Source organism: Collinsella aerofaciens, from assembly GCF_032584215.1.
In the GTDB taxonomy this organism is placed as follows: Bacteria; Actinomycetota; Coriobacteriia; order Coriobacteriales; family Coriobacteriaceae; genus Collinsella.
Genome location: NZ_JAWHPN010000003.1, coordinates 66,360 through 92,782, shown reverse-complemented (window position 1 = coordinate 92,782; position 26,423 = coordinate 66,360). Strand labels below are relative to the sequence as shown.

Below are 26,423 nucleotides of genomic sequence, written 5' to 3'. Positions count from 1 at the left end.
CGAGCGTAGTTTCTGCAACGAACTTCAATTCATAACGGGACCGTCTCGTTAGCCAAACGATAAGGCCGGCGCGCTGTTAAACGCAGCGCGCCGGCCTTTCTTTGTTTCGATATCAAAAAGCCCGGTCGGCAGTCGCAAAAGCTACCGACCGGGCAAGCCGTAGGCAATATGGTTGCTGTCGAGCAGCTGCTCAGCTTAGCCCAGCAGGCTTAAGCCCACGGAGACAAACGCCAGGATAACGCCGACGATGGACTCGCCGCCGAGCAGGCCGCTGGCGACAACTAGGCCCTGTTCCTGGAAGGCGGCGTCCTTGGCAGCCCTCTCCTCGTCAGAAAGACCAGCGGTGGCGTCGCGGTGGGCGGACCACTTGTCGTAGGCGAGTTTGACGCAGGAGCCCAGGAATGCCGTGAGCGACATGTAGAACGGCAGGTACACGCCCAGGCCGATCATCATGGCCGGAATGCCGAGCCAGTACATGACGATACCGGCGATAAAGCCGCCAACGAACCACGGCACGCTCGGGATGCCCGAGACCATGGTGGCGACGACGCTTGCCTGCGCGGCAACAAAGCTCTTGTCGGGGCCGAAGGCGTCCGGGCCATAGGCGGTGACGAGCGCGACCATGACGGCTGCGGCGACCAGGGCGCCCACGATGCCGCCGATGGCTTGGCCGATCCACTGCGCACGCGGGTTGGTGCCCAGCACGGCGCCGGCCTTAAAGTCGTTCATGACGTCGCCCGCAAGGCCGCACGCCACGGCTACGATGCCGGCGATAAAGAACAGCTTGACCTGAGCGATCTGTGCAAAGGCAGCCACGATGAGCATAACGATGAGGCCAAAGATCTCCATGGGGTCGATGCCCGTCTGGCCGCAGCTCTGTGCGCTCATGATGGTGGTGACAAAGGTGAACAGCGTCACGATGACGGCCGGGACGGGACCAAGGTCGAGCGCGATGGCGACGATCACGGCGATGGCGGCAGCGCCCAGGCCGATGATGCCGGCGTCGAGCTTAAGGGAGCCCGAGATGAGCGACTGCTCGTCGGTGTCGGTGGAGCTGTCGGCGGCAAGACCGCGGACGATACCGGCGACCTGCGGCAGGATGTCCTTGAGGACGACGGCGACGCCAAAGCCCATCATGAGGCCCATGCCCAGGGACTTGACGATGCCCTGTGCAGTCACAACGTCGAACAGACCGGCAGCGGTGCCGCCCACGATGATGCCAAAGTTGCCCAGCAGCGCGCCGGCAAACCAGAAGGCGACGGGGGCGAAGCCCACGAGGAAGCCGACGGAGAGCAGCATGGGCGAGTTGTAGATGCCAAAGGTCACGCCGGGGATGTTGAGCGTGCATAGCATGCTGGGCACCACGCCCAGGGCGTCGCGCAGCACGCTGTAGATGCCTGCGATGGCCATGGAGCCAAAGAGCTGCTTGCCGGTCTTGCCGCCGGCCTCGGTCGCGCGCAGGGTCTGAGCTGCGGCGTTGCCGGTGGGGAACTCAAGCGCGGCGTCCACGATAAAGTGACGGTGGATGAGCGCGGTGGCCAGCAGACCCAGGATGGTGCCGGCGAGTGCCACGATAAACATGTCGAGCCAGCTGATCTGGTCTGCATAGCCCAGCATCCAGGCGCCCGGGATGGTAAACGCCAGGCCGCCGGCGACCATGGCGCCTGCGGACATGATGGTGTGGGTGACGTTTGCCTCGTTGAGACTGGCGTTACCCATGAGCTTAAGGAAGAACAGCGAGATGACGGCAGCGAAGACGATCGGCCAGGGGAGTGCGCCCATCTTGAGGGCGGTGTAGGCCGAGCTTGCCGTGATGATCACGCAGCCAAGGACGCCGATGACGACACCGCGCAGCGTGAGTTGCCCGCGCATCGAGGCGCGGTTCGAGGGATTGCTCATATAGAACTCCTTTGCGTATATCCGCTTCCCCCGGGAGCGCCGCTACGGATACGGCGCGGGAAGTCGGGTTACCAAGGGCCGCCGCGTGAGCTCGCGCGCGACCGCGCACCAGTATAGCCGCAAGCTAGTCATTTTGGGATGACTGGTTTAGGTAGGCGATATACTGCTGGGCAGACGAAAGGAGCGCCGACGATGCTTAATGGGTGCGCATATATATTGACGGTCGACGTGGGTAACACGTTCATTCGCTTTGGTCTGTTTGCCGAGGATTCGGCTGCGGCGCAGGAATGTCCGCTTGCGACGTGCGAGATCACGACGCCGTCGAGCATCACGGCCGATGAGGCTCGCATGAGGCTCGCGCAGGTCATGGGCGCGCTGTCAGCCGATGCGGGCGTGCCGGGTGTGCTCGTTCCCGCGGGCGCAGTGCTGAGTTGCGTGGTGCCGGCGCTCGAGCGCCCGTGGAAAGTGGCGCTTTCCCGCACCTGCACGGGGCGCGTGCTCACCGTGGGGCCGGGCCTCAAGACTGGCATGCCCGTCCACTACGACGACCCGGCCGAGATCGGCCCCGACCGCATCGCCGATGCCGTGGCGGCCCGTGCCGTCTACGGCTCTCCGTGCATCGTGATCGACCTGGGCACTACGACCAATATTGAGGTCATCGATGCGCGCGGAACCTTTGTGGGCGGCGTCATCGCGCCGGGTCTGGCGCTCGGTGCCCGGTCGCTTTCGGCCGCTGCGGCGCGCCTGCCGCAGGTTGAGCCTTCGGCGCCAACGCATGTGATTGGTCGCAACACGCGTGAGGCCATGCGCTCGGGCGTGGTTCTGGGCGAGGTGGCCCGCATCGACGGCATGCTCGACATGGTGCTCGCCGAGATGCGCGCGACCAAGGCCGCGGGGGAGGACAGCGTGCCCATCGTCATTACCGGCGACGATGCCGAGGCACTCGCGTCGCTGGTCGGTCACAGTCTGACGGTCGACGATGCGCTGACGTTGCGGGGTCTCGCCGAGCTCTACCGCATCAACCAAAAGCCCCGCCGCGTGTAAAGGTGAGGGCGCCGGTGGGACAAACGCCCCCACCTTTTACCTGCTACAATAGGTCAAACTATTGCGATTACGGAGGTGTCTGCCATGTCGGACGATCTTCATCAAACTTCGTCAGGCAAGCGCCTGGACGTCATTAGCTGGGACGAGTTCTTTATGAGCGTGGCCATCGCCGCGCAGCGCCGCAGCAAGGACCCCAACACGCAGGTGGGTGCGTGCATCGCCAACACCAACCACCGCATCCTTTCGGTGGGCTACAACGGTACGCCCTCGGCGCTCAACGACGACTTTTTCCCGTGGGGCACGAGCGATGACCCGCTGCAGGACAAGCATAACTACGTAGTCCATGCCGAGGCCAACGCCGTGCTCAACTATCGCGGCTCGCTCAAGGACCTCGAGGGTTCCACGGTCTACGTCACGCTGTTCCCGTGCCATGACTGCGCCAAGATTTTGGCTCAGGTGGGCGTGGGCGAGGTTGTCTACCTGGACAACAAGTACGCCGACACCGATGATGGACGCATCAGCCGCCGCATCCTCGACTCTTGTGGCATCAGCTACCGCCAGGTTATCGTCGATGTTCACATCGGCACCGAGGGGCGGGCTCAGCAGTAGCGCGTGGCAACGCCAGCTGGCAACAAAAGGCAGCCAAAAGAGCCCCGTCCCAAATTGACTACTCGTGAAAGTCGCGTCTGCGCGCATGGACGGCTCGTGAGCGGGTACACGGCTGTAGTAACATAGCTTCTGTCCGCGGGCGCGCCCGCGTAATTGTGAGAAAGGAGCCCCTGTGGCTGTTAACGAAGAGCTGCTTAAGAAGGTTCTTGAAGAGATTCGCCCCAACCTGCAGGCCGATGGCGGCGATATGGAGTATGTGGGCGTTGACGACGAGGGCGTCGTCAAACTGGAGCTGCAGGGCGCTTGCGCCGGCTGCCCCATGAGCTCGCTGACCCTGTCCATGGGTATTGAGCGCATCCTGAAGGAGCATGTGCCCGGCGTTACCCGAGTTGAGCAGGTCAATGCCTCCGGCGAGACCGACGATCTGTACGACGAGTACGCGCCGTTCTAAGCTGCGAAAGCTGCGGACGGCATACTCCGCATAGACGTTACGCCCAAATATGCGGCTGCGAGCGCAAGGCCCGCGGCCGCATTTGTATGTAGGGAGTAGGAGGGTCGACATGCTCAACGACTTCTACCATATGCTTGATCCTGTCGCGATCTCGGCGGGCCCCATCACCATCTACTGGTACGGCCTGGCCTACGTGGTCGGCGCCCTGCTCACGGCGGTCGTCATGTACCGCACGCAGCGTCGCTGGGGCCTTAACATCACGATTGACGACCTGACGAGTGTCGTGGTCGGCGTGGTCTTTGGCCTCATTATCGGTGCGCGCCTGTTCTACGTCGTCTTTTACGGTGATGGCTACTACTGGGCGCACCCGCTCGAGATCTTTGCCACCAACGAGGGCGGCATGAGCTTCCATGGCGGTTTGGTGGGCGGCATTATCGGCGGCGCGCTCGTGTGCCGCATGTACAAGCTCGACGCCTGGACCATCGCCGACCTTGCCGTTATCGGTGCTCCGCTGGCCTTATGTCTGGGACGCTGCGCCAACTTTGTCAACGGCGAGCTGTGGGGCAAGCCGACCGATCTGCCCTGGGGCGTGGTCTTCGGTGGCACCGCGGGCGATATGCCGCGTCACCCCTCCCAGCTCTACGAGGCATTTCTTGAGGGCATCGTGCTCTTTTGCATTCTGCAGGTGCTCAGCCGCAAAAAGCCGCTACTGCCCCAAGGTACGTTTATGGGCGTGTTTGTGATGGGTTACGGCATCGTCCGCTTCCTCATTGAGTTTGTGCGCGTGCCCGATGCCCAGCTGGGTTATCTGCTGGGAGGCGTCATCACCATGGGTCAGCTGCTGAGCCTGCCGCTCGTAATCGCGGGCCTGGTGCTCATCATCTTTGCTCGTCGTCGCAACCAACCCCAGCGCATCTACCTCGACGCCTAACCACCGCAAAGGGGACAGGCACCTTTGTGGTGATTCGCTGGGCAACGATGACAGAACCGTAACGTTTCCCCAGATAAAACCTGCCAAAATAAACCTGTCCCTTTTTGGCAGGTTTCTAGAAAGGCTCTTTGGACTGTGAAGGATTCCGATCTCTCCACAACGGCTGCGCGCGACGCTGCCCGCATCGTCTGGTTTAAGCGCTATCCCGCCAAGCAGACGCTCATCGCATTTTTGCTCGCGCTGTTGGCGACCACGGCGTTTTCCATCGATCCCGCCCCGGTGTCGAGCAACGCAGTCTTGGCGATTGACCCCAAAGCCTCGGGCATGCTGTACGTGTGCTACGAGGTGCTCCTCTCGTTTGCCGGCCATACCGACGCGGTCATGCTGCTTGCACTTGCCTGCCTGCTCACGCTACCGTTTCGCTACGTGTTCTTTGGCCGTGGCGACACCTGGCGCCCATCGATCATTCTGCCGTCGCTGTTCTTCGCCATCTGCATGGTGTTCGGCCGCAGCTACGATCTCACCGACTCGGCCGAGATTGTCCTTGGCGACAAAGCCCGCATCATCTGCGCCTGGATTGGCGGCGCGGGCTGGATGCTCTTGGCGGTCGTTGCCTTCTACCTTGCCTTTGAGTGTCTAGATTGGCTGAGCTCTCGGCGCATTCCGTTTTCCGAAGCGCACTTTGGCCGCGTATGGCGTGTGACTCACGCCGTGCTCTCGGTCCATCCCTTTGCCGGGCCCTTCCTGGTGCTTATGATCGCCTGGGCGCCCATGCTCATCGCTTCGCTGCCTGGCCTTTTTATGGGAGATACGGGTGCGCAGATTCGCCAGTGGTTCAACTATCCCAACGGCACGAGCGACTACCTGCGCCTACTCAACCCCAACGTGCTGCTCAACGGGCATCACCCCGTGGTGCACACGGCTATCATCGGTTCGTGCGTCCAGCTGGGGCTTTCGCTGTTCAACAGCGCCAACGCAGGTCTTGCCATCTACACCTGTGCTCAGTTCGTCATCACGGCCGCCTGCATGGCCTATTCCATTTCGTCGCTGCGCAAACTGGGCGTGAGCCTGCCGGTTCGCGGTGCGATCCTGCTGTTCTTTGCGCTTATGCCGATGTTCTCTAACTACGCGGCGTTGCTCACCAAAGACGTGCTCTTTGCCGACGCGTTCTTGGTGCTGCTGGTACAGACCGTCAAGCTCGTGGCATGTGGCTTGCCCCGTCGTGATGCCAATGTCGAGCGAGCGGGCGAACAGAGGTCCGTGCTCTTTGCGCGCCACGACTGGCTGCTGCTCGCTCTGGGCGCCATGGGTTCCACGTTTCTGCGCAACGGCGGCCTGGTGTTTCCCCTGGCGGCATGCGTAATCGCGGCGGCGTTTTGCGTATGGGACGTGCATGTGGCTCGTCATGCAGCCAAGCAGACTGGTGCTGCGCCTTCGGGCGCCATCCCGCGTTTCCGTTGGGTTGGCGTTCTCGCGGTGCTCGCGCTCTGCCTTGCCTCTAATATGTACTTCACCAAGGTCTTTATGCCGGCGCACGACATCACGCCTGGTTCCAAGCGCGAAATCCTCTCGATTCCGTTCCAGCAGACGGCTCGTTTCGTCCAAAAGCACGACGGCCTCAACTCGGGCGTCAACCCTACGGTTAAGGAGGACGGCACCATCGTGGAGGCGCCCTGCGACGGTTTGGTAACCGATGAGGAGCGCGCTGCGATCGATCGGGTGCTCAAGTACGAGAACCTGGGCCGCCGCTACAACCCCGACAAGTCCGATGCCGTCAAGAACTGCTTTAACGAGTACGCCTCGCAGGAGGACATCGATGCCTATTTTGAGGTATGGGCTCAGATGTTTAAGAAGGATCCCGAGTGTTATATCTCGGCGCTTATCAATAACTACTATGGTTATTTTTATCCGAGCGCGCGCGATGCCTGGGTCTACAGCACGGCGCGTAGTGCCGAGATCATGGCGCGTCCCGACAACCTCAAGTACTTCGACTTCCATCCGGTTGACAGCAACGTGGTGCGCTGGTGTGACCATCTGATCAACCTATACCGTGTGGCGGTGCAGCGTGTTCCCTTTATCTCGCTCACCATGAGCTCGGCCACCTATGTGTGGATCATGATCGCCGTGGTGGTCTACCTGCTGCGTCGTCATTCATGGCGTGCGCTGGCGATCTGGGTGCCGCTGTTGGGCGTACTCGCCGTGTGCCTGATTGGCCCGTGCAACGGCTCAACCTACATGCGCTACCTGTATCCGGTTATCGCCTGCATGCCCTTTGCCATCGGCGCCACCGTCACCCGCAGCGACTTCCTCTGGTTCTAACTTGGTGCATTGGGGTCAGGTTTCTTTGCGCCAAAGGGGCCATCATCACGACGCCTTCATTTTGGGGTTTATCTCGCAGGCCAGTAGGTATATCATAACGACGTTTGTTTATATTGCCCGAGCATCTGCGCTGGGCTTTAGGTCGAAACCGATAGGAGACACGTATGTCCGGACACTCTAAGTGGGCCACAACCAAGCATCGTAAGGGCGCGCAGGACGCCAAGCGTTCCGCCCTCTTCTCCAAGCTCAGCCGCAACATCACCGTTGCTGCCCGTCTCGGCGGTGACCCGCTGCCCGAGAACAACGCCAGCCTCGCCGCTGCCGTTGCCAAGGCCAAGGCTCAGTCCATGCCTAAGGACAAGATCAAGTCCGCTATCGACAAGGCTTTTGGCTCGGGTGCTGACGCCGCCGTCTACGAGAACATCGTGTACGAGGGCTACGGTCCCGCCGGTGTCGCCGTCTACGTCGACTGCCTGACCGACAACCGCAACCGTACCGCCGCTGATGTCCGTTCCGCCTTCTCCCACGCTGGTGGCAACCTGGGCACCTCCGGCTCCGTCGCCTTCCAGTTTGAGCGCAAGGGCCAGATCGTCGTCGCCAAGGAGATCCTGGACGAGAACGCCAAGAAGGAGACCATGATCGCCAACGGTGCTGCCGGTGACGAGGATGAGTTCATGATGGCCATCGCCGAGGCCGGTGGCGAGGACTACGAGGACGCCGGCGAGGAGTGGATCGTCTGGACTGCTGCCAACGACGTTATGGCTGTCTCCAAGGCGCTCGAGGAGCAGGGCGTCCAGGTCAAGGGCTCCGAGACCACCATGGTCCCGACCACCCCGACCGAGGTCTCCGGCGCCGATGCCAAGAAGGTTCAGCGCCTCATCGACCGTCTTGAGGAGCTCGACGACGTCCAGGATGTTTACAGCACCATGGACATGACCGACGAGGTCATCGCTGCCCTCGAGGAGGAGTAGCGCCCGCACGGGTTAAGCCGTGCATATCTGGGCATAATGAAGCGAGCATGCAAGCCTCGTGGAATAGATGAGCCGGATCCGCGTGCGTAGAGCACCGGACCCGGCTCTTTTATAATGATGCGAACCGTTTTGCATTTCGAGAGCCGAGATTTGAAGGGAGCGCCACGTGCGCGTACTCAAACGAGCCCTAGCGATCGTGTATCTTGCCGCCGCCATCGTGGCGCTGGGTACGCTTGTCTGCCAGTTTTGGGGGCCGTATACGTATCGCTTTATGCTGCTGATGCGCGACCCCATGCCGCGCATTGTCGTGACGGCATGCGGCGGAGTTGTGGCGATTGGCGTGCTGGTAAGCTTCTTCCGCCTGATGTTTGCTCGTCGCGAGCCGTCCTGCGTGCATCCGGCGGGGGAGCGCAATATCGAGGTCACGCTCGCGGCGCTTTCTTCGTGCGCCAGGGCTGCTGCAGAGCGCGACGATCGCGTGATGATCGAGCATGTCGAGGCCCGCGTCCAAGGTTCCGACGATTCGCACGTCCGTTTTAAGGTCGAGGCTATCGCGCTTGACGATAAGGACGTGGCATCTCTGGCTACCGCGATGCAGCAGCGCATTGAGGAAGCTTGCGACACCATGCTCGGCACGCCGGGTACGACCACGCGCGTCCGTTTTTTGCCGTCCAAGACTACCGTCCAGACCGTGGAGGTTTCCGGTGAGTGATACCAATCAAGATAAGACCGCTCGTACGCCGCGCCTGACGATTGACCAGAGCGCCACGCCGGCGAGCGAACCTGTTGATTCCAAAGCAGAGGCAACTGAGTTACAAGACGCGGCGGCCGCGGATTTTGATGAGGCCATGGGTCTCATCAAGGGTACGGGGGCAGCCATCTGGAGCTATGCCGTCCGTCATCCCAACACCACGCTTGGAGCCGTCGCTGGTTTTGTGCTCGCCGTGCTGGTGCTCACGCTCGGCCTGTGGGACACGCTCGTCATCGCATTCTTTGTGCTGATCGGCGCCGTGATCGGCCAGATTCGCGACGGCGAGAACGGTATCGTCAACTTCTTCGGCCGTCTGTTTAGCGGCCGCTAATATGAATTCGACTGTCGCATCCGCGGCAGGCATAAGGAGGAACCATGGCTTTTAACACGAAGGTCGATGTGGCCGATACCGAGCTCGAGGCAGACGAGACCGTCGCCGCCGAGGCGGAGGACGTAACGCTCGAGGACGAGGCGCTCGTCGAGGCCGAGTCCGCCGATGACGCGGACGAGGATGGTGAGGAAACAGACGAGTCCGAGGACTCGCTGACCTATTCCAACGGTGTGATCGAGAAGATCGTCGCCATGGCCACCCGCGAGGTGCCGCACGTCCTGGGCATGAAGGGTAACCTTATGCACTTTGTGCAGGAGCAGTTTGGTGCCGAGAATCTGACCAAGGGCGTGACGGTTGAGGTCACCGATGACAATCGCGTGGTCGTCAACATCTCCGTCATTATCGAGTACGGCGCCTATGCGCCCGCGATCTTCGACGATGTCAAGGCACGTGTCACTGAGCGCCTTGCCGCGATGACCGGCCTTGAGGTGGCGGGCGTCAACCTGCGCATCGAGGACGTCATCACCCCCGAGGAGTACGAGCACCGCACCAGCCAGCACGAGTAACCTTCCAAAAAGAGACAGGTTTGTTTTGGCAGGTTTTATCTGCGAAAACGTTAAACGGCCGACCGCGCAAGTAAAAGCGTGGCCGGCCGTTATTTGTATGCCCCCCGATGTAGGCATACCGCTCGTCTAACTAGGGGTTGCAATCGTCGCGTTCCGCGTTACCCTAATGGGCGCATTGTTTCCAAATTGTTAACGAGGGGTTGCCGTAATGGCCGACGAGCACGAAACAGAAAGCAAGGCATGGGCGATTGAGGCCGCCGCGGCAGAGGCGGCATCGCGTGCTGCCGAGGAGATGCATCGTCCTCCCGTGGTGCCGATGGAGCGCGTGGTTGATCGCACCGATATCGAGCGCGGCGAGCGTGTCGGTCAAAAGCGCAGCCAGGAGCCGGGCTTCCCGCGCTTTTTTGCCGAGCTCAATCTGGGCCTGATTCTTACGGCCTTCGCCATCGTTGCGTTTAAAACCCCTAATCACTTTGCTTTTGGCGGCACCTCGGGCGTGTCGGTCATTCTGTCCACGCTGTTCCCGACCCTGCCCGTCGGCGTCTTTATGTGGATTATCAACGCGGTTCTCGTCGTTTTGGGCTTTATCTTTTTGGAGCGCAAGGCAATCCTGTGGAGCGTCTTCGCCTCGTTTGCGCTGTCCGCCTATGTTTCGCTTTTTGAGCTCTTTATCCCGACTGATGTCTCGATGACGGGCGATATGTGGCTTGACCTGTGCTTTGCCGTGATCCTGCCGGCGCTCGGCAGCGCCATTGTCTTTGATATTGGCGCCTCGACGGGCGGCACGGACATTCTCGCTATGATCCTCAAACGCCGCACCACGCTCGAGATTGGTCGCGCACTGCTGTTGGTCGATATCGGCATCGTGGCCATCGCGGCCTTTTTGTATGGCCCGCGTGTCGGTCTGTATTGCGTGCTCGGCCTGTTTGCCAAGACGCTTGTGGTCGACAAGGCCATCGAGAGCATTCACCTTCGTAAGGTCTGCACAGTCATTTGTTCCGAGCCCCTTAAGGTCGAGGAGTTTATCGTCAAGCATCTCAACCGTACGGCGACCATCAGTCGCGGCTACGGTGCCTTCTCTGGCAAGTGCGTGACGGTGATCATGAGCGTGCTGAGCCGTCGCGAGGCCGTGCAGCTGCGCCGTTATGCGCGCGAGGTCGATCCGGGTGCCTTTATCACGATCGTCGACAGCTCCGAGATTGTCGGCAAGGGCTTCCGCGGAACGAACTAGCACAGACGTATTCAACGAACCGCCTGCTGGCGCCGTGTATCTTGCAAATCGGTCATCTTTGAGTATTTGACCCCACATTGGGCAATAATGATGCTAAAGACATCGTTTGCGATCCAAGTGATTTGTTCAAGATACGAAGGGATGATTCTATGTTCTGCTCGCAGTGTGGCGCCCCCATGGGCGATAACGACAAGTTCTGCGGCGTGTGTGGTGCTCCTAATGCCGGTGCCGCTGGCCCCGCTCCCCAGGGACAGCCTCAGCCCCAGCAGTTTGTTCCGCAACCGCCCGTGGCGAATGCGCCAAAGGGCTGTGTGGCTCAGGCGTTCCAAGATATGACCAAGACTCCGGGCGTGCTTCAGCGTGTATGCCAAATCGCGTTTTTGCCGGCGCTGATTTGCGTTGTGTCAGTGCTCGTGTTGTTTATTCCCGTTATTGGCGGCATTGCGGCTGCCATCGGCTTTTTGGCAGCTTGCATTGCGAGCGTGTGCGGTTCCGGCTTTGGCATCGAGTGGGGTCGCGATCTGTCGCTTAAGATCGATGACGGCATGGATCGTCCGCTGATGCGTTCCACGTCGTTTGGTCTCGGAGTCTTTTCGAGCGTTATTTCGGTCGTGCTCGAGGTTATCGCTGCCATTCCCGTTATCGGTGTAGTGCTTTCGCTGGTGGAGGGCGTGGTAATTGGCGCTGCGGGCTCGTATTCTTATTACGGTTCTTATGCGCTCGAGGCTGCGCTGTTCGGTTCGCTTGGCCTGCTTGTCCTGGCGCTAATTGCCTCGGCGATTCTGGGTGTCTTCTTTAAGATGTTCGCCGACATCGCCGTGATGCACTTTGCGGTGACCGGGCGTGTCGAGAGCGCGTTTTCGCTCGATAAGGTCTGGGCGGCGTTTAAGCACAACAAGACCAAGCTGTTCTGTGCTTCGTTCCTTCCCGAGTTTTTGACGGGCCTGGTCGCCAACGTTGTCACATGGATCTTGACGGTCGTCTTTGGCGCCATTGCCTCTGTCGGTATGTATAGCTACTACTATCGTCCTACGGGTATTGAGGCAATTGTTACCGGCGGTGGCGTCACGCTCGCGCTGTTCTTGGTGCTGGTCGCTTTCGTCACCGTATTTCTTACGGTCTTTGGCAAGATGCTCAAGCACCGTGCCGTTGGCTATTGGGTTGCACGTTATGCAAGCGAGTGGGCCGACGAGGACAAGGACGACGTCCTGACTTTTGTATTGCCCTTCGAGAAGAAGTCCGCTCCCTCGGGTTACAGCGCTCCGGATGCCGAGCCCGCACCTGAGTCCGAGCCCAAGCCTGAGCCGGCACCTGCACCCGCTCCCGCGACCGAGCCTGAGCCGGCGCCCGAGCCTGAACCGGCGCCCGAGTCTGAGACGGCATCTGAGCTTGAGCCTGCGCCTGAGCCTGAGCCTGAGCCTGAGCCGGCACCTGCACCTGAGTCGGCGTCCGAGCCAAGCTCCGACGAGGAACCTCAGGACGAGTAGTCATGCCGTCTGCCATTTGGGGACGGGGTAGAAATAGTAGAAATAGCGCTTGAAGAATGAGCGGGGGCGGACGTGTCGAAACGTCCGCCCCCGCTTTGACATCGCGATGTGGCTATGACTGCGAGATGCCAGCGAATCGATTACTCGTCGTGCTTCTCCTCACGGCGTGCAGCAGCGCGTGCGTCGTGGATGCCCTTGATCGCGGCATGGCGAGCCGTTCGGGCATCATGGATGGCGTCGCGAGCCTCGGCGGTCGTCGCCTTGGCAGAGCGCAACTTGGCGGCCAGATCGGGGTTGGTTTCGGCGACCGCGGTAATCGCGGGGCCGTCGAGCTCCTCTTGCGTGGGCTCGGCCAAAAAGTCGATAGCATACTGGGCGGCCACCATGGAGCCCTTTGCCAGCACGGTCTCGTCGATCTTGTAGAAGCAGGAATGTTGGGCGTACGTGGCGCCAATCTTGGGGTTGCGCGTACCTACAAAGGCGAGCACGCCCGGTACGCGACGCAGGTACTCCGAAAAATCCTCGCCCGAAAGCGTGCCGCGATAATGGCCTTGGCCGGCGGGGCCCAGACACTTAATTACAGCCTGACGGCAGCGCTCGCTCGAGGCCGCGTCGTTTTCGACCTTGTAGTTGGCGATGGTGTAGTCGGTGAGCTCTGCCTCGGCGCCCAAGGCGGCCGCGGTATGCTCCACGATGCGGCGCATGAGCTCCGGCATTTCCTCGTGGGTCGAATCGCCGTAGGTGCGCACCGTGCCGGCGAGGTAGGCCGTGCCGGCGATAACGTTGCGTGCGGTGCCGCCGTGCAGCTCGCCGACGGTGATGACAGCCGGCTCGTAGGGGCTGATCTCGCGCGAGACGATGGTCTGCAGGGCGTTGACGATCTCTGCGGCCACCATAACGGCGTCGTGACCGCGCTGGGGCATGGCGCCGTGGCACGAGGTGCCGCGTACGTCGATACGGAACCAGTCGGTATTGGCCATGCGCGGTCCGGGCTCGCAGCTCACGGTGCCGGCGTCGACCTCGCTCCAGATGTGCGCGGCGTAGGCGCCATCGACGCCGTCGAGCACACCCGTGCCGATCATGAGCTTGGCGCCCTGGCCGTTTTCCTCGCTGGGCTGGAAGACGATGCGGACCTCGCCGTGGATGTCGTCGGTCATATGGCGCAGGATTTGCAGCGTGCCGAGCATCATGGCGATATGGCAGTCGTGGCCGCAGGCGTGCATACAGCCCTCGTTGACGCTGGCGAACTCCTCGCCAGTCTGCTCGGTAACGGGCAGGGCGTCGATATCGGCGCGCAGCAGGATGCGGCGGCGTGGCGTGCCGTCCTCGCGATAGGCGTCGGGCGCGGTGCCGCGAAGCGTTGCCACCAGGCCCGTCTTAAGGGGACGCTCGTAGGGGATATTCATGGCGTCGAGCTGGTTGGCGATGTCGGAGGTCGTGCGCTCCTCGGCGAGGCTCAGCTCCGGGTGCTTATGGAAGTGCCGGCGCTGCTTGATGATATATGGTTCAAACTCGGTAGCGATATCTTGGATGGCCGCGGTGACGTCGTCAGCCGCGCGAGCCTCGGTCGCCGCCATAATCTGCTGTGCCTTGGTCTTCGTCATGGTCGATTTGCTCCTTGCTGGGTTGATCGCAAAATCGTACAGGCTCTCTCCAGTATGCCACCTGCCGCTAGGGCTGGTAAAGTTGCCGTTTGCCGCTTGGGGTTTTGTTACAAGGGCGGGGGAGTACACTCGGGGGTGTTGAATTTCCTGCCAGAGATGGGGATGCCCATGCAACATATCGATCGGATTATCCGCTCCAAGAACGTCTTTACCGCGCAAGACGGCATCGATACCACCCGCGAGCTGGCGATTGCCATCGCAGGCGACCGTATCGTCGCAGTCGGTGCGCCCGATGACGTGATCGCCGCCGCTCCTGCCGCTACGTCGGTTATCGACTACGGCGAGCAGTTTGTCTGCCCCGGTTTCCATGACGCTCATCTGCACTTCTTCCATACCTCGGTCGGTTCCTCGCCGTACATGCTCATGGATATGGGCACGTCCGAGGCGGCGCTGGTGCAACATGCGCTCGAGTTTTCCCAGGACCTGCCCGACGACGCTTGGGTTGTGACGCAGGGCTGGCGCGACTACCGTTGGGACCCGCCCGAGCATCCTACCAAGGCGTCGCTCGATGTGGCATTCCCCGATCGTCCCTGTGTTATGTATTCGGGCGACGGGCACACGCTGTGGCTCAACAGCCGCGCACTCGATGCACTCGGCGTCACGCGCGACAGCGAGCCACCAGCGGGCGGTAGCTACGACAAGGACGCAAACGGCGAGCTCACGGGCATTGCTCACGAGGCGGCTGCCATGCAGCTGCTACCGCGCTGCCTTGAGTGGCTGGGCGAGGATCGCATCGCAAGCGCTTACGCCGATCAAATGAGGCGGATGGCCGAGCAGGGCATCACCTCGATATGCGATATGTCGCTCATGCCCATGCCGGGCTGCGATTTTATCCGCGACGACGTCTACGACAAACTGCAGGCAGCCGGCAAGTTGGGCATCCGAGCCCATTTGTTTCCCACGCTGCTGGATGACCAATCGCGCTTGGAAGAGCTGCAGGTACGTTACGCGAACAACGCGCTGCTTTCGGCGCCAGGCTTTAAGCAGTTCTTCGACGGCGTGTCGAGCGAACACACGGCCTATCTCACCGAGCCCTATACCAACCCGCGCTTCCCGGGCGATCAAGGTCGCCTGACGGTTCCTGCCGAGCGCATGCGCAAGCTGGTTCTGGCGGCCGCGGAGCGCGGCCATACCGTGCGCATCCACGTCATCGGCGACGGTGCGATTCATGCCGCGCTGGATATCTTCGAGGAGGCCGCCGACCTGTACGGCCTGCCCCAGCACGGCCATAACACGCTCGAGCACCTGGAGAACCTCTTGCCCGAGGACATCGATCGTCTACGCAAGCTTAACGTCGTTGCCTCGAGCCAGCCCTGTCACATTACACTCGACCCGGGCGGCCCCGAGCGCGATCTGGGCCTGGAACGCAGCCGCATCATGTGGCCGTTTGCGACCTATAAGCAGCGCGGCATCCGCCAAGCCTTCGGCACCGATAGCCCCATCACAGCTGTTACAAGCATGAACGTGCTCTACACGGCTATCACGCGCCAGGATCCCAAAAGCCACTGGCCCGAGGGCGGCTGGTTACCGAGCGAGCGCATCGATGCAGCAACAGCCCTGCGCAACTACACCCTGGGCAGCGCCTATGCAGCGGGCGACGAGCAAAACCTCGGCAGCTTGGAGCCCGGCAAGTATGCCGACCTGGTGGTTCTGGACCAAAACCCGCTCACCATCGACCCCCAAGAGCTCCAGGCTACCAAGGTTCAGACCACCTACCTGGCAGGTAACTTGATTTACGAGCGCTAAGTATTCATGCCGTACCGTTAAGCGCGGCTCGGGCAGCCTTTTTGGGATAGCGCTCGAGCCGCGTTTGCGTTTTGGTGGGGATCCACCATGAGCGTCCCTGCTCTGTTGGATTTGGGTGCGGGGCGGAGGTGCTGCTGCCCCGCGCTCAATTTGAATACCAGCAATGCTATCTCTTGGTGTTTTGCATACTTCCCATTACAGATTGCATAAAAAGGCTGGGATGTCCTTCCTGATCCTGATGTACCCCCGCCCGTGCCGTGCAAAAAACGGAGTATTCAGCACCGCGAGCTCTGCCGGTGCCGCTGCAGTCGGGTGGCATTGCGGAGATCGACGTCATTTTGGGGTCCGACGTGGCGCGAGGCATGCTTGCTTGTCTCGACGAGGCCTGTCTGCCGACCCAAATCGCCGGCCGAAGGCTACCGTGGGACTAATTAGATGCGCCCGGTGCGTATGCATTTGTCCCGGCCTGCTGAAAACTCCCAAAAATGCACGGTGCTCCCCAGGGGACCCGTGCGCGCAACGAAAACCATGCCCATGTCGCTATCTGCATCGCCATTTTGCTGCACTGACTTTTCTGAATGCCGGGCCCGAATTAGTTAACCTAGCTCCCGGGGCGGACCGGAGGGCATGAAGTTTGTCGCGAGTTCCGCACGCAAAGGAAAGCACTTAATGTGCTTTCCGTCTTGCGCAGGACTGTAGAGCAGCAAACTTCATGCCCTCCGGTCCGCCCCGGGAGCCACTGCTAAGTTATCCCCCGGCATTCAGAAAATCTAAGTGCCAAAAAATAAGATTTTTTGACTCCGTGTTGTATAACCCGCCATTCGTGGGTACCATTCAACGCGTACGCAAACAAAAAGGGTTAATTCGCGTGGTATAACCGCGCGGCCCAAAAAGGAGGAGACAAGCATGTCGTCTTTGAAGCCGCTTGCAGATCGTGTTCTGGTCAAGCCCGACGAGGCCGAGCAGAAGACCGCTTCTGGTCTGTATATCGCCAGCAACGCTCAGGAGAAGCCGCAGCGCGGCACCATCGTTGCCGTTGGCGCCGGCAAGGTCAACGACAAGGGTGAGCGCATCCCCATGGACGTCAAGGTCGGTGACGTTGTCATCTACGGTAAGTTCGGTGGCAACGAGGTCAAGGTCGACGGCGAGAAGTATCTGCTGATGCGCGCCGACGACATCTACGCTGTCGTTGAGGCCTAGTCTCGTCAGAATCTCTGATTCGTCTTTGAACGCGCCCGCCGCATAGGACTCGGAAGCGGCGACGCGAGTCACGTTTCTTTTGGAGGATTACCTACCATGGCAAAGAACATTACGTTCAACACCGATGCCCGCGCTAAGCTTGCCAAGGGCGTCAACACTCTGGCCGACGCCGTTACCGTCACCATGGGCCCCAAGGGCCGCTACGTTGCGCTGCAGCGCACGTTCGGTGCTCCGACCATCACCAACGACGGCGTTTCCGTCGCCAAGGAGATCGAGCTCGAGGACAACATCGAGAACATGGGCGCTCAGCTGGTGAAGGAGGTCGCCACCAAGACCAACGACACCGTGGGTGACGGCACCACCACCGCAACCCTGCTCGCCCAGGCCATCGTCAACGACGGTCTGCGCAATGTCGCCGCTGGCGCCAACCCGCTGGCCATCCGTCGCGGCATCGACAAGGCCGTCAACGCCGCCGTCGCCGAGATGAAGAAGCAGGCCAAGCCGGTCGAGACCAAGGAGCAGATCGCTTCCGTCGGTACCATCTCCGCCGGTGACCCCGAGGTCGGCGAGAAGATCGCCGAGGCCATGGAGGTCGTGGGCAAGGACGGCGTCATCACCGTCGAGGATTCCCAGACGTTCGACATCACCATCGACACCGTCGAGGGCATGCAGTTCGACAAGGGCTATGTCTCCGCTTACTTCGTCACGGACAACGACCGCATGGAGGCCGTGATGAAGGATCCGTACATCCTCATCACCGACCAGAAGATCTCCAGCGTTCAGGACATTATGCCCGTTCTCGAGGCTGTCCAGCGCGCTGGCCGTGGCCTGCTCATCATCGCTGAGGACATCGACGGCGAAGCTCTGCCTACCCTGGTCCTCAACAAGATCCGTGGCGCCCTCAACGTCTGCGCCGTCAAGGCCCCGGGCTACGGCGATCGCCGCAAGCGCATCCTCGAGGACATCGCCGTCCTCACCGGTGGCCAGGCTGCCCTGGACGAGCTGGGCGTGAAGGTCGCTGACATCACCGCCGATATGCTCGGTACCGCTAAGTCCGTCACCATCTCCAAGGACAACACCGTCGTCGTCGGCGGCGCTGGCTCCAAGGAGGCCATCGACGCCCGTATCGCTCAGATCAAGGGTGAGATGGAGAACACCACCTCTGACTTCGACCGTGAGAAGCTCCAGGAGCGCCTGGCCAAGCTCTCCGGTGGCGTTGCCGTCATCAAGGTCGGCGCTGCTACCGAGTCCGAGCTCAAGGAGATCAAGCACCGCGTCGAGGACGCCCTGCAGGCAACCCGCGCTGCTGTCGAGGAGGGCATTGTCGCCGGTGGCGGCGTCGCCTTCATGGATGCTGCTCCTGCGCTCGACGCCGTTGAGCTCGACGACCCCGAGGAGAAGATCGGTGTCGACATCGTCAAGAAGGCTCTGACCGCTCCGGTCGCTACCATCGCCAAGAACGCTGGCTTTGAGGGCGCTGTCGTGGTCGACAAGGTTGCCGAGCTGCCCGCCGGCCAGGGTCTCAACTCTGCCAACGGCGAGTGGGGCGACATGATTGAGATGGGCGTCCTCGACCCCGTCAAGGTCAGCCGCGTCACCCTGCAGAACGCTGCTTCCGTCGCCAGCCTGATCCTCATCACCGAGGCTACCGTCTCCGATGTGCCCAAGAACACTCAGCTTGAGGACGCTATCGCTGCTGCTACCGCTGGTCAGCAGGGCGGCGGTATGTACTAAGGCCGACAAGGTCTAGAACTCCCACCGGGAATCCGGGGGCGTGACGGGGGCTTCTCTCCGGAACGTCCTCGGATTCCCTGCGTTTACGGCCTTGAGGTCGGCGGGCGTAGAAGGACGTGGTCGATAGGAGTACGTGTCCCTTCGCTGTTTCGCGCTTTGCGCGAAAGGCGCGCTACTTTGGGATGGGTGGGGAACGTGGTTGTTGCGGCAACTGATCCCCGCCACAAATTACCCTTGGCATACTTGCGCGAAAGCCTACTGGTGCTACACTTGCAAGTGCTGTTTCAGGGCGGGGTGAAATTCCCCACTGGCGGTAAATCGGGCGGTGCCAAAGGGGTGCCGTGGCGCAGGCGAGGCGTCTGCGACCGAGCCGATGAGTCCGCGACCCGTGCGTGTGTTGGTTCGCATGCCGGCTGAACTGGTGAGATCCCAGTACCAACGGTTAGAGTCCGGATGAAAGAGGCAGGTGATCTTATGTCTGAACAGTCGCAGCATATCCATTTTGAGAACACGAATAGGTGGAGCACCAAACAGCTCGTTACCATGGCGCTGATGTGTGCCTTGGGCGCCCTGTTTATGTACGTGCAGCTGCCTATCCTTCCTTCGGCGCCGTTTTTGACGTATGACCCGTCGCTGGTGCCGGCGATGGTGTGCGGGTTTGCGTATGGTCCTGGCGCCGGCACTGCTGTTGCCTCTATGGCAATCGTTATCCATGCGCTCACCACGGGTGACTGGGTCGGCGCGCTTATGAACCTGGTTGCCACGCTGGGCTACATTCTGCCCGCGGCTATCGTCTACCAGAAGATGCATACCTATAAGGGCGCCGTGATTGGCCTGGTGCTCGGCGTCATTGCCGCTACGGCGCTGTCTATGGTCGCAAACCTTACCATTGGCGTATGGTTCTGGTATGGCTCGGTAGATGTGATCGCCCCGCTCATGATTCCTGCCGTACTGCCGTTCAACCTTATCAAGACCGTGCTTAACTCGGTGTTGACGCTGGCGGTGTATAAAGCGGTCTCCAACCTCATCACGCCTAAAAAGGACCAGGTCAAAGGCCGCGCATGATTGAGTGTCGGGGCGTTTCCTTTAGCTATGACGGTGCCGTGTCGGCACTCGACGGTGTCGATCTGAACATCGAGGACGGTGAGTTTTTCTGCATCCTCGGTGGCAATGGGTCGGGCAAGTCGACGTTTGCCAAGCATCTGAATGCGCTGTTGCAATCCGATGCGGGCACGGTACGCATCAACGGCATGGATGCATTCGACCCCGAGCTGGTCTACGACATTCGTTCGACCGTGGGCATGGTATTCCAGAATCCCGACGACCAGCTGGTGGCAACGCTTGTCGAAGATGACGTTGCGTTCGGTCCCGAAAACCTTGGCGTGCCATCGGCGCAAATTGCGCAGCGCGTACGCGAGGCGCTGAAGGGCGTGGGCCTGGTGGGCTTTGAGCGCCACGAGACCCATGCGCTTTCGGGCGGCCAAAAGCAGCGCGTGGCGCTTGCCGGCGTGCTCGCCATGGAACCGCGCGTGCTCATATTGGACGAGGCTTCCTCGATGCTCGATCCGCGTGGACGCAAGGGCCTCATGAAGGCTTGCCGCGCGTTGCACGCTCGCGGCATGACCATCGTGATGATTACGCACTTTATGGAAGAGGCCGCCGAGGCCGATCGTGTCGCGGTGTTTCGGGCGGGGCACGTTGCCATGCTCGGTACGCCCGAGGAAATTTTGACGCGGGCGGATGAGCTTGCGCAGCTCAACCTGGATATGCCGGAGTCGTGTCGTCTGGGCATGGCGCTTCGTACGAAGGGCGTGCCTGTTCATGCGCAGGTGCGCGAGGTGGATATGGTCGCTGAGATTGCGCAGGCTTATGCCGAGCGGAGTGGGGCAGACACCGCGGGACAGTCTTCCGCATCCCAGTTGGAAATCGCTGACGGCGCTGTTCCGGTAGACAACGAGGACAACGCGTCGGAGCCCGTCATCGAACTATCCCATGTTTCGTACAGTTATTCGCTCAGTCCGCGCGAGCGCCACCGCTGGCACAAGCGCTCGGCCACTGCGGACAAATCGAACAAACAGGCTCTCTGGGGAAACGACCCAAGCAGCCCGTGGGCGCTGCGCGATGTATCGCTGACGGTGCGTCGCGGCGAGTTCCTGGGCTTGGCAGGTCATACCGGTTCGGGTAAGTCGACGCTGGTCCAGCATCTCAACGGTTTGATTCGCCCCCAGGAGGGATCCGTTCGCGCGCTGGGGCTCGATCTGTCAAACAAGAAAGACGCCGCCGCGGTTAAGGCCAAGGTCGGCGTGGTGTTTCAATATCCTGAGCGTCAGCTGTTTGCCGAAACCGTGGCGCAGGACGTGGCGTTTGGTCCGCATAACCTTGGCTTGCCGCAAGATGAAGTCGACCGTCGTGTCGAGTCATCGCTCTCACGCGTGGGCCTCGACCTTTCCACGGTCGGGGACAAGAGTCCCTTTGAGCTTTCGGGCGGTCAGCAACGGCGTGTGGCATTCGCCGGCGTGCTCGCCATGGAGCCCGAAGTCCTGGTGCTCGATGAGCCCATGGCGGGGCTCGATCCGGCTGCGCGCAGGGATTTCCTTGAGCTTATCGATCGACTTCACCGCGATGGCCTGACCGTTGTCATGGTTTCGCATAGTATGGATGACCTGGCCAATTGCTGCGACCGTATCGTCGTAATGAACGAAGGCGCGGTGTTTGCCGAGGGAACCCCCGTGCAGGTGTTTGCGCATGCCGATGAGCTCAAGTCGATCGGCTTGGGCGTACCTGCTGCTCAGCGCATGGCGTTGGCGCTCGCGGAAGCGGGCGTGCCGCTGCGTCGCGGCGGGCTCTATACGGTTGAGTCGCTGGCAGACGAGTTGGTGGACCTGCTAATCGGTCGCTCGGGCGGTCCTTCTAACGTCGCGGACATTGCTAAATCCAAGACGGTCGCGCGAGAGGAGGGCTGCTAATGGAGGCGTTTTCGTTTGGCAGCTACTATCCCGGCGATAGTGCGATCCGCCGCCTGGACCCGCGAACTAAGTTGCTCTTGGGCTTTGTGTTTCTGATCACGACGCTCACAGTCAGCAGCTTCCGCGGACTGGTCCCGGTCGCAATCTTCGTTGTCCTGATCTATACCGTGTCCCGGGTGCCGTTGCGCCGGGTCCTATCATCGATGGCGCCGCTGCTGGCAATCGTCGTCGTGGTCGCGGTGCTCAACTTGTTTACCGACCAGAGCGGGCGCATTCTGTGGCAGCTCGGCTTTTTGCAGATAAGCGAGGGCTCGCTGCATTCCGCCGCCTTTATGGCGTGCCGCCTGACCTTGATGATGGCCGGTATGAGCGCTATCACGCTCACCACGCCGACGCTCGACCTCACCGCGGGCTTTGAGCGCCTGCTCGCACCGTTTGCGCGTGTGGGACTTCCTGCGCACGAGCTCGGCATGATCATGGGTATCGCGTTGCGCTTTATGCCGCAGTTCGCTACCGAGATGAAGCAGACGGCGGACGCGCAGGCAAGCCGCGGTGCACGCGTGACGGGAGGCCCGCTCGGCGGCGTGCGTATGCTCGGCAGTGTGGCGATTCCGCTGTTTGCGGGTGTGTTCCGCCATGCCGAGACGCTGTCTGCTGCCATGGATGCACGCTGCTATCACGGCGAGCAGGGCCGCACGCGCCTGCATGCGCTTGCATTTGGCCGCGGCGATACGTTGGCGGCGGTGGTGACGGCGTTGCTGCTCATCTGCGTCATCGTCATCAATCTTCAACTTGTTTAGGCGCGATTCGGGCGCAAGAAAGGGGTCCCTATGACCGACAACGACCGCACGGCTCAGCTTGAGCGCGCCTGTTCGTATCTCAGGCGCATTCCGGCGTGGTATCTGGCCACGACCGATGCAAGTGACGGGCATCAGCCTCGCGTGAGGCCGTTTTCGTTTGCCATGGTCGATGACGGTAAGTTGTGGTTTTGCACGTCGCGCGACAAGGACGTGTGGGCGGAGCTGAGTGCGAATCCCAAGTTTGAGGTATCGGGCTGGAAGCCGGGGGAATGTTGGATCGTATTGACCGGCGAAGCCGCACTTGAGGACGACGCAGTTGCGAGCGACAAGGTGCGTCAAGCGGGTTTTAAGCACATGGTGGGCATTGGCGAGGAACACGAGAGTGCCAACGACGGCCGCCTTGCTTTCTTTTCGGTCCGCAATATTGCCGCGCGCTTCTGTGATATCGACGGCAGCGAGGAGCGCCTGGAGCTCTAGCTCGCACAAACCAGGTTCCCAAACTAACTAGTACAGGAGGAAACGTGGACGGATTGAATACGGTGTTGGAGTATCTGACGTCGGTGCCGGCATGGTATTTGGCGACGAGCGTTGACGGACAGCCTCATGTGCGTCCGTTTTCGTTTGTGCAGATCCAGGATGGCAAGCTGTGGTTTGTAACAGCGCGCACCAAAGATGTGTGGCAAGAGCTGCTGCAAAACCAGCGCTTTGAGGCCACGAGTTGGTGGCCGGGCCATGGCTGGCTCATCTTGCGCGGGCGTGCCGGCTTGGATGACCGGGCTTTAGACGAAATGCGCGAAGCCGGGTGGAAGCATCTAGAGCACCTGGGCGAGCACTATGAGGGGCCTAACGACCCCACGCTCGTCTTCTTTAGCGTCGAGGATCCCGAGGCTTTTATCTGCAATCACGACGAATGGGTGCCGGTCGAGCTCTAGCCAGCTGGCTCATCCTAACAACTTGGTTTTCGCATGGGCGGGCCCCGTATTGACCGGCGCCGTTAGGAGCGCCGGTCAATACGGGGCCCGCTCCATTTGTCAATTCCTTCAAGCGAATGTGTCGGGAATGTTTCAATGCATGAATATGCAAGCCATTTACGTGTTCATGCATCTTTTGGTGCTAAAGTTTCAACCCACTTCATAACGACCGCTGCGAAATGCGCATCGGTGCATAAATCGCAGACAAGGAGTCTGATATGTCTTTGAAGGTTGGAATCGTCGGCGCGGCTGGATATGCCGGAGCCGAGCTCATTCGCCTCGTGCTCGGTCATCCCGAGTTTGAACTTGTCGCCATTACGTCCAACGCCGATGCCGGCCAGCCGTTGTCTGCGGTGTACCCGAGCTTCACCGGCGTAAGCGATCTTGTCTTCACGACGCATGATGCCCCCGAGCTCAAGAACTGCGACGCGGTATTTTTGGCCGTGCCGCACACCGCCGCCATGGCGCAGGTGCCCGCCCTGCTTGCCGCAGACGTTTCCTGCTTTGATCTTTCGGCCGATTACCGCCTGAGCGATCCGGCCGTGTTTGAGGCATGGTATGCCGCCGAGCACACGAGCCCCGAGCTACTCAAGACACGTGCCTTCGGCCTGCCCGAGCTGTTCTGCCAGGACTTGGAGACCGCTGCTTCCAGCCATGCTGCTGGCAGGCCCGTGTTGGTCGCCTGCGCCGGCTGCTATCCCACCGCAACGAGCCTTGCTGCCGCTCCTGCCGTGCGTGCGGGCTGGGTGGCCGAGAACGGTCCCGTGATTGTCGATGCCATCAGCGGTGTGACGGGTGCCGGCAAGTCCTGCAACGCTCGTACGCATTTTTGCAGCGCCGACGAGAATTTGGAGGCCTACGGCGTGGGCAAGCATCGTCACACGCCCGAAATCGAGCAAATCCTTGGTCTAACAGATCGCGTCGTCTTTACCCCGCACCTGGCACCCCTCAAGCGCGGTCTACTCTCTACGGTAACGATGCCGCTTGCGCCGCAGGCTATCGATACCTTTATCCTTGAGGACGTTGTCGACTATTACAAGCAGTTCTACGCTGGACGCACCTTTGTGCGCGTGCTCGATGCCGGCCAGCAGCCCAAGACGGCTTCGGTCGTCGGCACCAACGCCGCCCAGATTGGCCTTGCGTTCAACAAGCGCGCGGGCGTGCTGGTGGCGACGGGCGCCATCGACAATTTGTGCAAGGGCGCTGCGGGCCAAGCAGTCCAGTGCGCCAATATCGTCTTTGGCTTTGACGAGCGACGAGGCTTGCCCACAGTGGCGTGCCCGGTGTAGCACATTCGATTGTTAACGATTTGGTAGTCGGGCATCGAGTGGGGCGCCACTTTTAAGCTGGTCTCATGATTGCGACTGGCGTGGCGCACCAACCGATGTCCGTTTTTTGTTTGACATAAGGAGTCATAAAGACGATGAATACCGACCTGATTGATATCAAGATTCGCGCCGTCGAGGGTGGCGTTACGGCAGCGGCCGGCTTTAAGGCCGCAGGCATCCATGCGGGATTCCGGAAGAATCCCGAGCGCTTAGACTATGCGCTCGTCATGCCCGATAAACCCTGTCCCGGCGCCGGCATGTTTACGACCAACCGCTTTTGCGCGGCGCCCGTGCAGGTGAGCCGTGCCAACCTGGGCGGTGCGGACAAGGGCTACGGTATCATCGCCGGTGTTTCAATCAACTCCGGCAACGCGAACGCCGCCACGGGCGAGACCGGCCTTGCCTGCGCGCGCGAGACCTGCAACATCGCATCGCAGGTTATCGGCTGCGAACCCCAGCAGATCCTGGTTGCCTCCACGGGTGTGATTGGCCAGATTCTGCCGATCGACACGTTTGAGACAGCCATTCCTGCTGCCTACGAGGCGCTCTCCGCCCACGGTGGCGCCGATGCCGCTCGCGCCATCATGACGACCGACACGCACTCCAAGGAGTACGCCGTGTCCTACGTCAGTGAGGCTGCGGGTCATGCGGGCAATGTCTATACGGTAGGCGGCATGTGCAAGGGCTCGGGCATGATCATGCCCAATATGGCCACCATGATCGCAGTTATCACCACCGATGCCCCCGTCGAGCCTGCGGCACTTCATGCCCTGCTGCTCTCGACCGTCAAGCAGACCTTTAACAAGGTAACGGTCGATTCCGACACCTCGACCAACGACACCTGCATCATGCTTGCCTCCGGCGCCGCTGCCGCAGATGCCGAGCCTATCGTCGAGGGCTCCGATGCCTTCGACGAGTTGGCATTTGCCGTGCACGAGGTGTGCGAGAGCCTGGCGCGCAATATCGCCGCCGATGGTGAGGGCGCATCCAAGCTTGTTACGGTCAACGTTACCGGAGCCGCCAACGACGAGGAAGCTGATATCGCCGCTCGTGCCGTTGCCAACTCGCCGCTCGTTAAGACCTGCATCGCCGGCCACGACTGCAACTGGGGCCGCGTTGCCATGGCGCTTGGCAAGTGCGGCGTGAAGTTTAATCAGGAAGACGTTTCCATCGACATGATGGGCATGCCCGTCTGTCGCGACGGTCTGACTGTTCGCTTTGACGAGGACGAGGCTCTACGACGTTTCGAGGCGCCCGAGATCGTGATCTCGGCCGACCTGGGCGCAGGCGACGCGGCAACGACCGTGTGGACCTGCGACCTCACGCATGAATACATCTCCATCAACGGCGACTACCGTTCCTAGATTCCAGGCACGCTGCGCATCTTGCCGCGATTGCGGACAGCGGAGCACGGCGCGATAACG

At 61.0% G+C, this 26,423-nt stretch carries 23 protein-coding genes and 1 riboswitch; of the genes, 21 read left to right on the top strand and 2 right to left on the bottom strand.

Annotation, left to right across the window (positions count from 1 at the left end; all coding sequences use genetic code 11):
- Positions 1–195: 195 nt before the first annotated feature.
- Positions 196–1,899 carry an OPT/YSL family transporter gene (locus RX395_RS01570; protein ID WP_271747550.1) on the bottom strand — a complete coding sequence of 568 codons (1,704 nt, stop codon included), beginning with the start codon at positions 1,897–1,899 and terminating at the stop codon, positions 196–198.
- 192 nt (positions 1,900–2,091) lie between these two features.
- Between RX395_RS01570 and RX395_RS01565 the strand changes: the two genes are divergently transcribed.
- The 11 genes from RX395_RS01565 (at position 2,092) to RX395_RS01515 (ending at position 12,590) form a co-directional block, all read left to right on the top strand.
- Positions 2,092–2,943 carry a type III pantothenate kinase gene (locus tag RX395_RS01565; RefSeq protein WP_316364959.1) on the top strand — a complete coding sequence of 284 codons (852 nt, stop codon included), beginning with the start codon at positions 2,092–2,094 and terminating at the stop codon, positions 2,941–2,943.
- An 84-nt stretch (positions 2,944–3,027) separates the two neighbouring features.
- Positions 3,028–3,552, top strand: a complete 525-nt coding sequence (locus tag RX395_RS01560; RefSeq protein WP_161115098.1) for a deoxycytidylate deaminase — start codon at positions 3,028–3,030, stop codon at positions 3,550–3,552.
- 172 nt (positions 3,553–3,724) lie between these two features.
- Entirely contained in the window at positions 3,725–4,003 is a 279-nt protein-coding gene (locus RX395_RS01555) for a NifU family protein (protein WP_099432127.1), read from the top strand.
- Positions 4,004–4,112: 109 nt separating this feature from the next.
- Positions 4,113–4,934 (top strand): prolipoprotein diacylglyceryl transferase, encoded by an 822-nt coding sequence (gene lgt / locus RX395_RS01550; RefSeq protein WP_316364956.1) that lies wholly within the window; start codon positions 4,113–4,115, stop codon positions 4,932–4,934.
- Positions 4,935–5,069: 135 nt separating this feature from the next.
- Complete coding sequence (locus RX395_RS01545; RefSeq protein ID WP_316364954.1) at positions 5,070–7,253, top strand: DUF6020 family protein; 2,184 nt, start codon at positions 5,070–5,072, stop codon at positions 7,251–7,253.
- Between the two features lie 164 nt (positions 7,254–7,417).
- Entirely contained in the window at positions 7,418–8,224 is an 807-nt protein-coding gene (locus RX395_RS01540; RefSeq protein WP_117734266.1) for a YebC/PmpR family DNA-binding transcriptional regulator, read from the top strand.
- Between the two features lie 166 nt (positions 8,225–8,390).
- Positions 8,391–8,936, top strand: a complete 546-nt coding sequence (locus RX395_RS01535) for an Asp23/Gls24 family envelope stress response protein (protein ID WP_040358981.1) — start codon at positions 8,391–8,393, stop codon at positions 8,934–8,936.
- Positions 8,929–9,306, top strand: coding sequence for a DUF2273 domain-containing protein (locus RX395_RS01530; RefSeq protein ID WP_233504040.1), 378 nt, complete (start codon positions 8,929–8,931; stop codon positions 9,304–9,306). The genes RX395_RS01535 and RX395_RS01530 overlap by 8 nt, the downstream gene beginning before the upstream one ends.
- 44 nt (positions 9,307–9,350) lie before the next feature.
- A complete protein-coding gene (locus RX395_RS01525; RefSeq protein ID WP_316364951.1) occupies positions 9,351–9,872 on the top strand; it encodes an Asp23/Gls24 family envelope stress response protein in 522 nt (173 codons plus the stop codon).
- Between the two features lie 208 nt (positions 9,873–10,080).
- Positions 10,081–11,103 carry a YitT family protein gene (locus RX395_RS01520; RefSeq protein ID WP_316364950.1) on the top strand — a complete coding sequence of 341 codons (1,023 nt, stop codon included), beginning with the start codon at positions 10,081–10,083 and terminating at the stop codon, positions 11,101–11,103.
- A 149-nt stretch (positions 11,104–11,252) separates the two neighbouring features.
- The gene (locus tag RX395_RS01515) at positions 11,253–12,590 is read left to right on the top strand and encodes a zinc-ribbon domain-containing protein (RefSeq protein ID WP_316364949.1); all 1,338 of its coding nucleotides are present in this window, start codon (positions 11,253–11,255) and stop codon (positions 12,588–12,590) included.
- A 140-nt stretch (positions 12,591–12,730) separates the two neighbouring features.
- On the opposite strand, the gene RX395_RS01510 is transcribed toward RX395_RS01515, so the two are convergent.
- On the bottom strand, positions 12,731–14,194 hold the full coding sequence (locus tag RX395_RS01510) for a M20 family metallopeptidase (protein WP_055286783.1): 1,464 nt from the start codon (positions 14,192–14,194) through the stop codon (positions 12,731–12,733).
- A 168-nt stretch (positions 14,195–14,362) separates the two neighbouring features.
- Here RX395_RS01510 and RX395_RS01505 point away from each other — a divergent pair, with 168 nt between their 5' ends.
- The 10 genes from RX395_RS01505 to argJ all read left to right on the top strand — a co-directional run bounded on the left by RX395_RS01505 (position 14,363) and on the right by argJ (position 26,363).
- Positions 14,363–16,000, top strand: coding sequence for an amidohydrolase (locus tag RX395_RS01505; RefSeq protein ID WP_316364945.1), 1,638 nt, complete (start codon positions 14,363–14,365; stop codon positions 15,998–16,000).
- 906 nt (positions 16,001–16,906) lie between these two features.
- Positions 16,907–17,200, top strand: coding sequence for a co-chaperone GroES (gene groES / locus RX395_RS01500; protein WP_022094351.1), 294 nt, complete (start codon positions 16,907–16,909; stop codon positions 17,198–17,200).
- A 96-nt stretch (positions 17,201–17,296) separates the two neighbouring features.
- Entirely contained in the window at positions 17,297–18,934 is a 1,638-nt protein-coding gene (groL, locus tag RX395_RS01495; protein ID WP_022094352.1) for a chaperonin GroEL, read from the top strand.
- A 276-nt stretch (positions 18,935–19,210) separates the two neighbouring features.
- Positions 19,211–19,403: riboswitch (FMN riboswitch) on the top strand.
- 5 nt (positions 19,404–19,408) lie between these two features.
- Complete coding sequence (locus RX395_RS01490; protein ID WP_316364941.1) at positions 19,409–19,999, top strand: ECF transporter S component; 591 nt, start codon at positions 19,409–19,411, stop codon at positions 19,997–19,999.
- A complete protein-coding gene (locus RX395_RS01485) occupies positions 19,996–21,900 on the top strand; it encodes an energy-coupling factor transporter ATPase (RefSeq protein ID WP_316364939.1) in 1,905 nt (634 codons plus the stop codon). Before RX395_RS01490 ends, RX395_RS01485 begins: the two co-directional genes overlap by 4 nt.
- The gene (locus tag RX395_RS01480; protein WP_316364937.1) at positions 21,900–22,700 is read left to right on the top strand and encodes an energy-coupling factor transporter transmembrane component T family protein; all 801 of its coding nucleotides are present in this window, start codon (positions 21,900–21,902) and stop codon (positions 22,698–22,700) included. The genes RX395_RS01485 and RX395_RS01480 overlap by 1 nt, the downstream gene beginning before the upstream one ends.
- Positions 22,701–22,730: 30 nt before the next feature.
- Positions 22,731–23,177, top strand: coding sequence for a pyridoxamine 5'-phosphate oxidase family protein (locus RX395_RS01475; RefSeq protein ID WP_055309439.1), 447 nt, complete (start codon positions 22,731–22,733; stop codon positions 23,175–23,177).
- Positions 23,178–23,221: 44 nt separating this feature from the next.
- On the top strand, positions 23,222–23,632 hold the full coding sequence (locus RX395_RS01470; RefSeq protein ID WP_316364935.1) for a pyridoxamine 5'-phosphate oxidase family protein: 411 nt from the start codon (positions 23,222–23,224) through the stop codon (positions 23,630–23,632).
- 257 nt (positions 23,633–23,889) lie between these two features.
- Positions 23,890–24,960, top strand: a complete 1,071-nt coding sequence (gene argC / locus RX395_RS01465; RefSeq protein WP_316364934.1) for an N-acetyl-gamma-glutamyl-phosphate reductase — start codon at positions 23,890–23,892, stop codon at positions 24,958–24,960.
- A gap of 134 nt (positions 24,961–25,094) precedes the next feature.
- Positions 25,095–26,363: a bifunctional glutamate N-acetyltransferase/amino-acid acetyltransferase ArgJ gene (gene argJ, locus RX395_RS01460; protein WP_316364931.1), complete on the top strand. Its 1,269-nt coding sequence runs from the start codon at positions 25,095–25,097 to the stop codon at positions 26,361–26,363.
- Positions 26,364–26,423 lie beyond the last annotated feature (60 nt).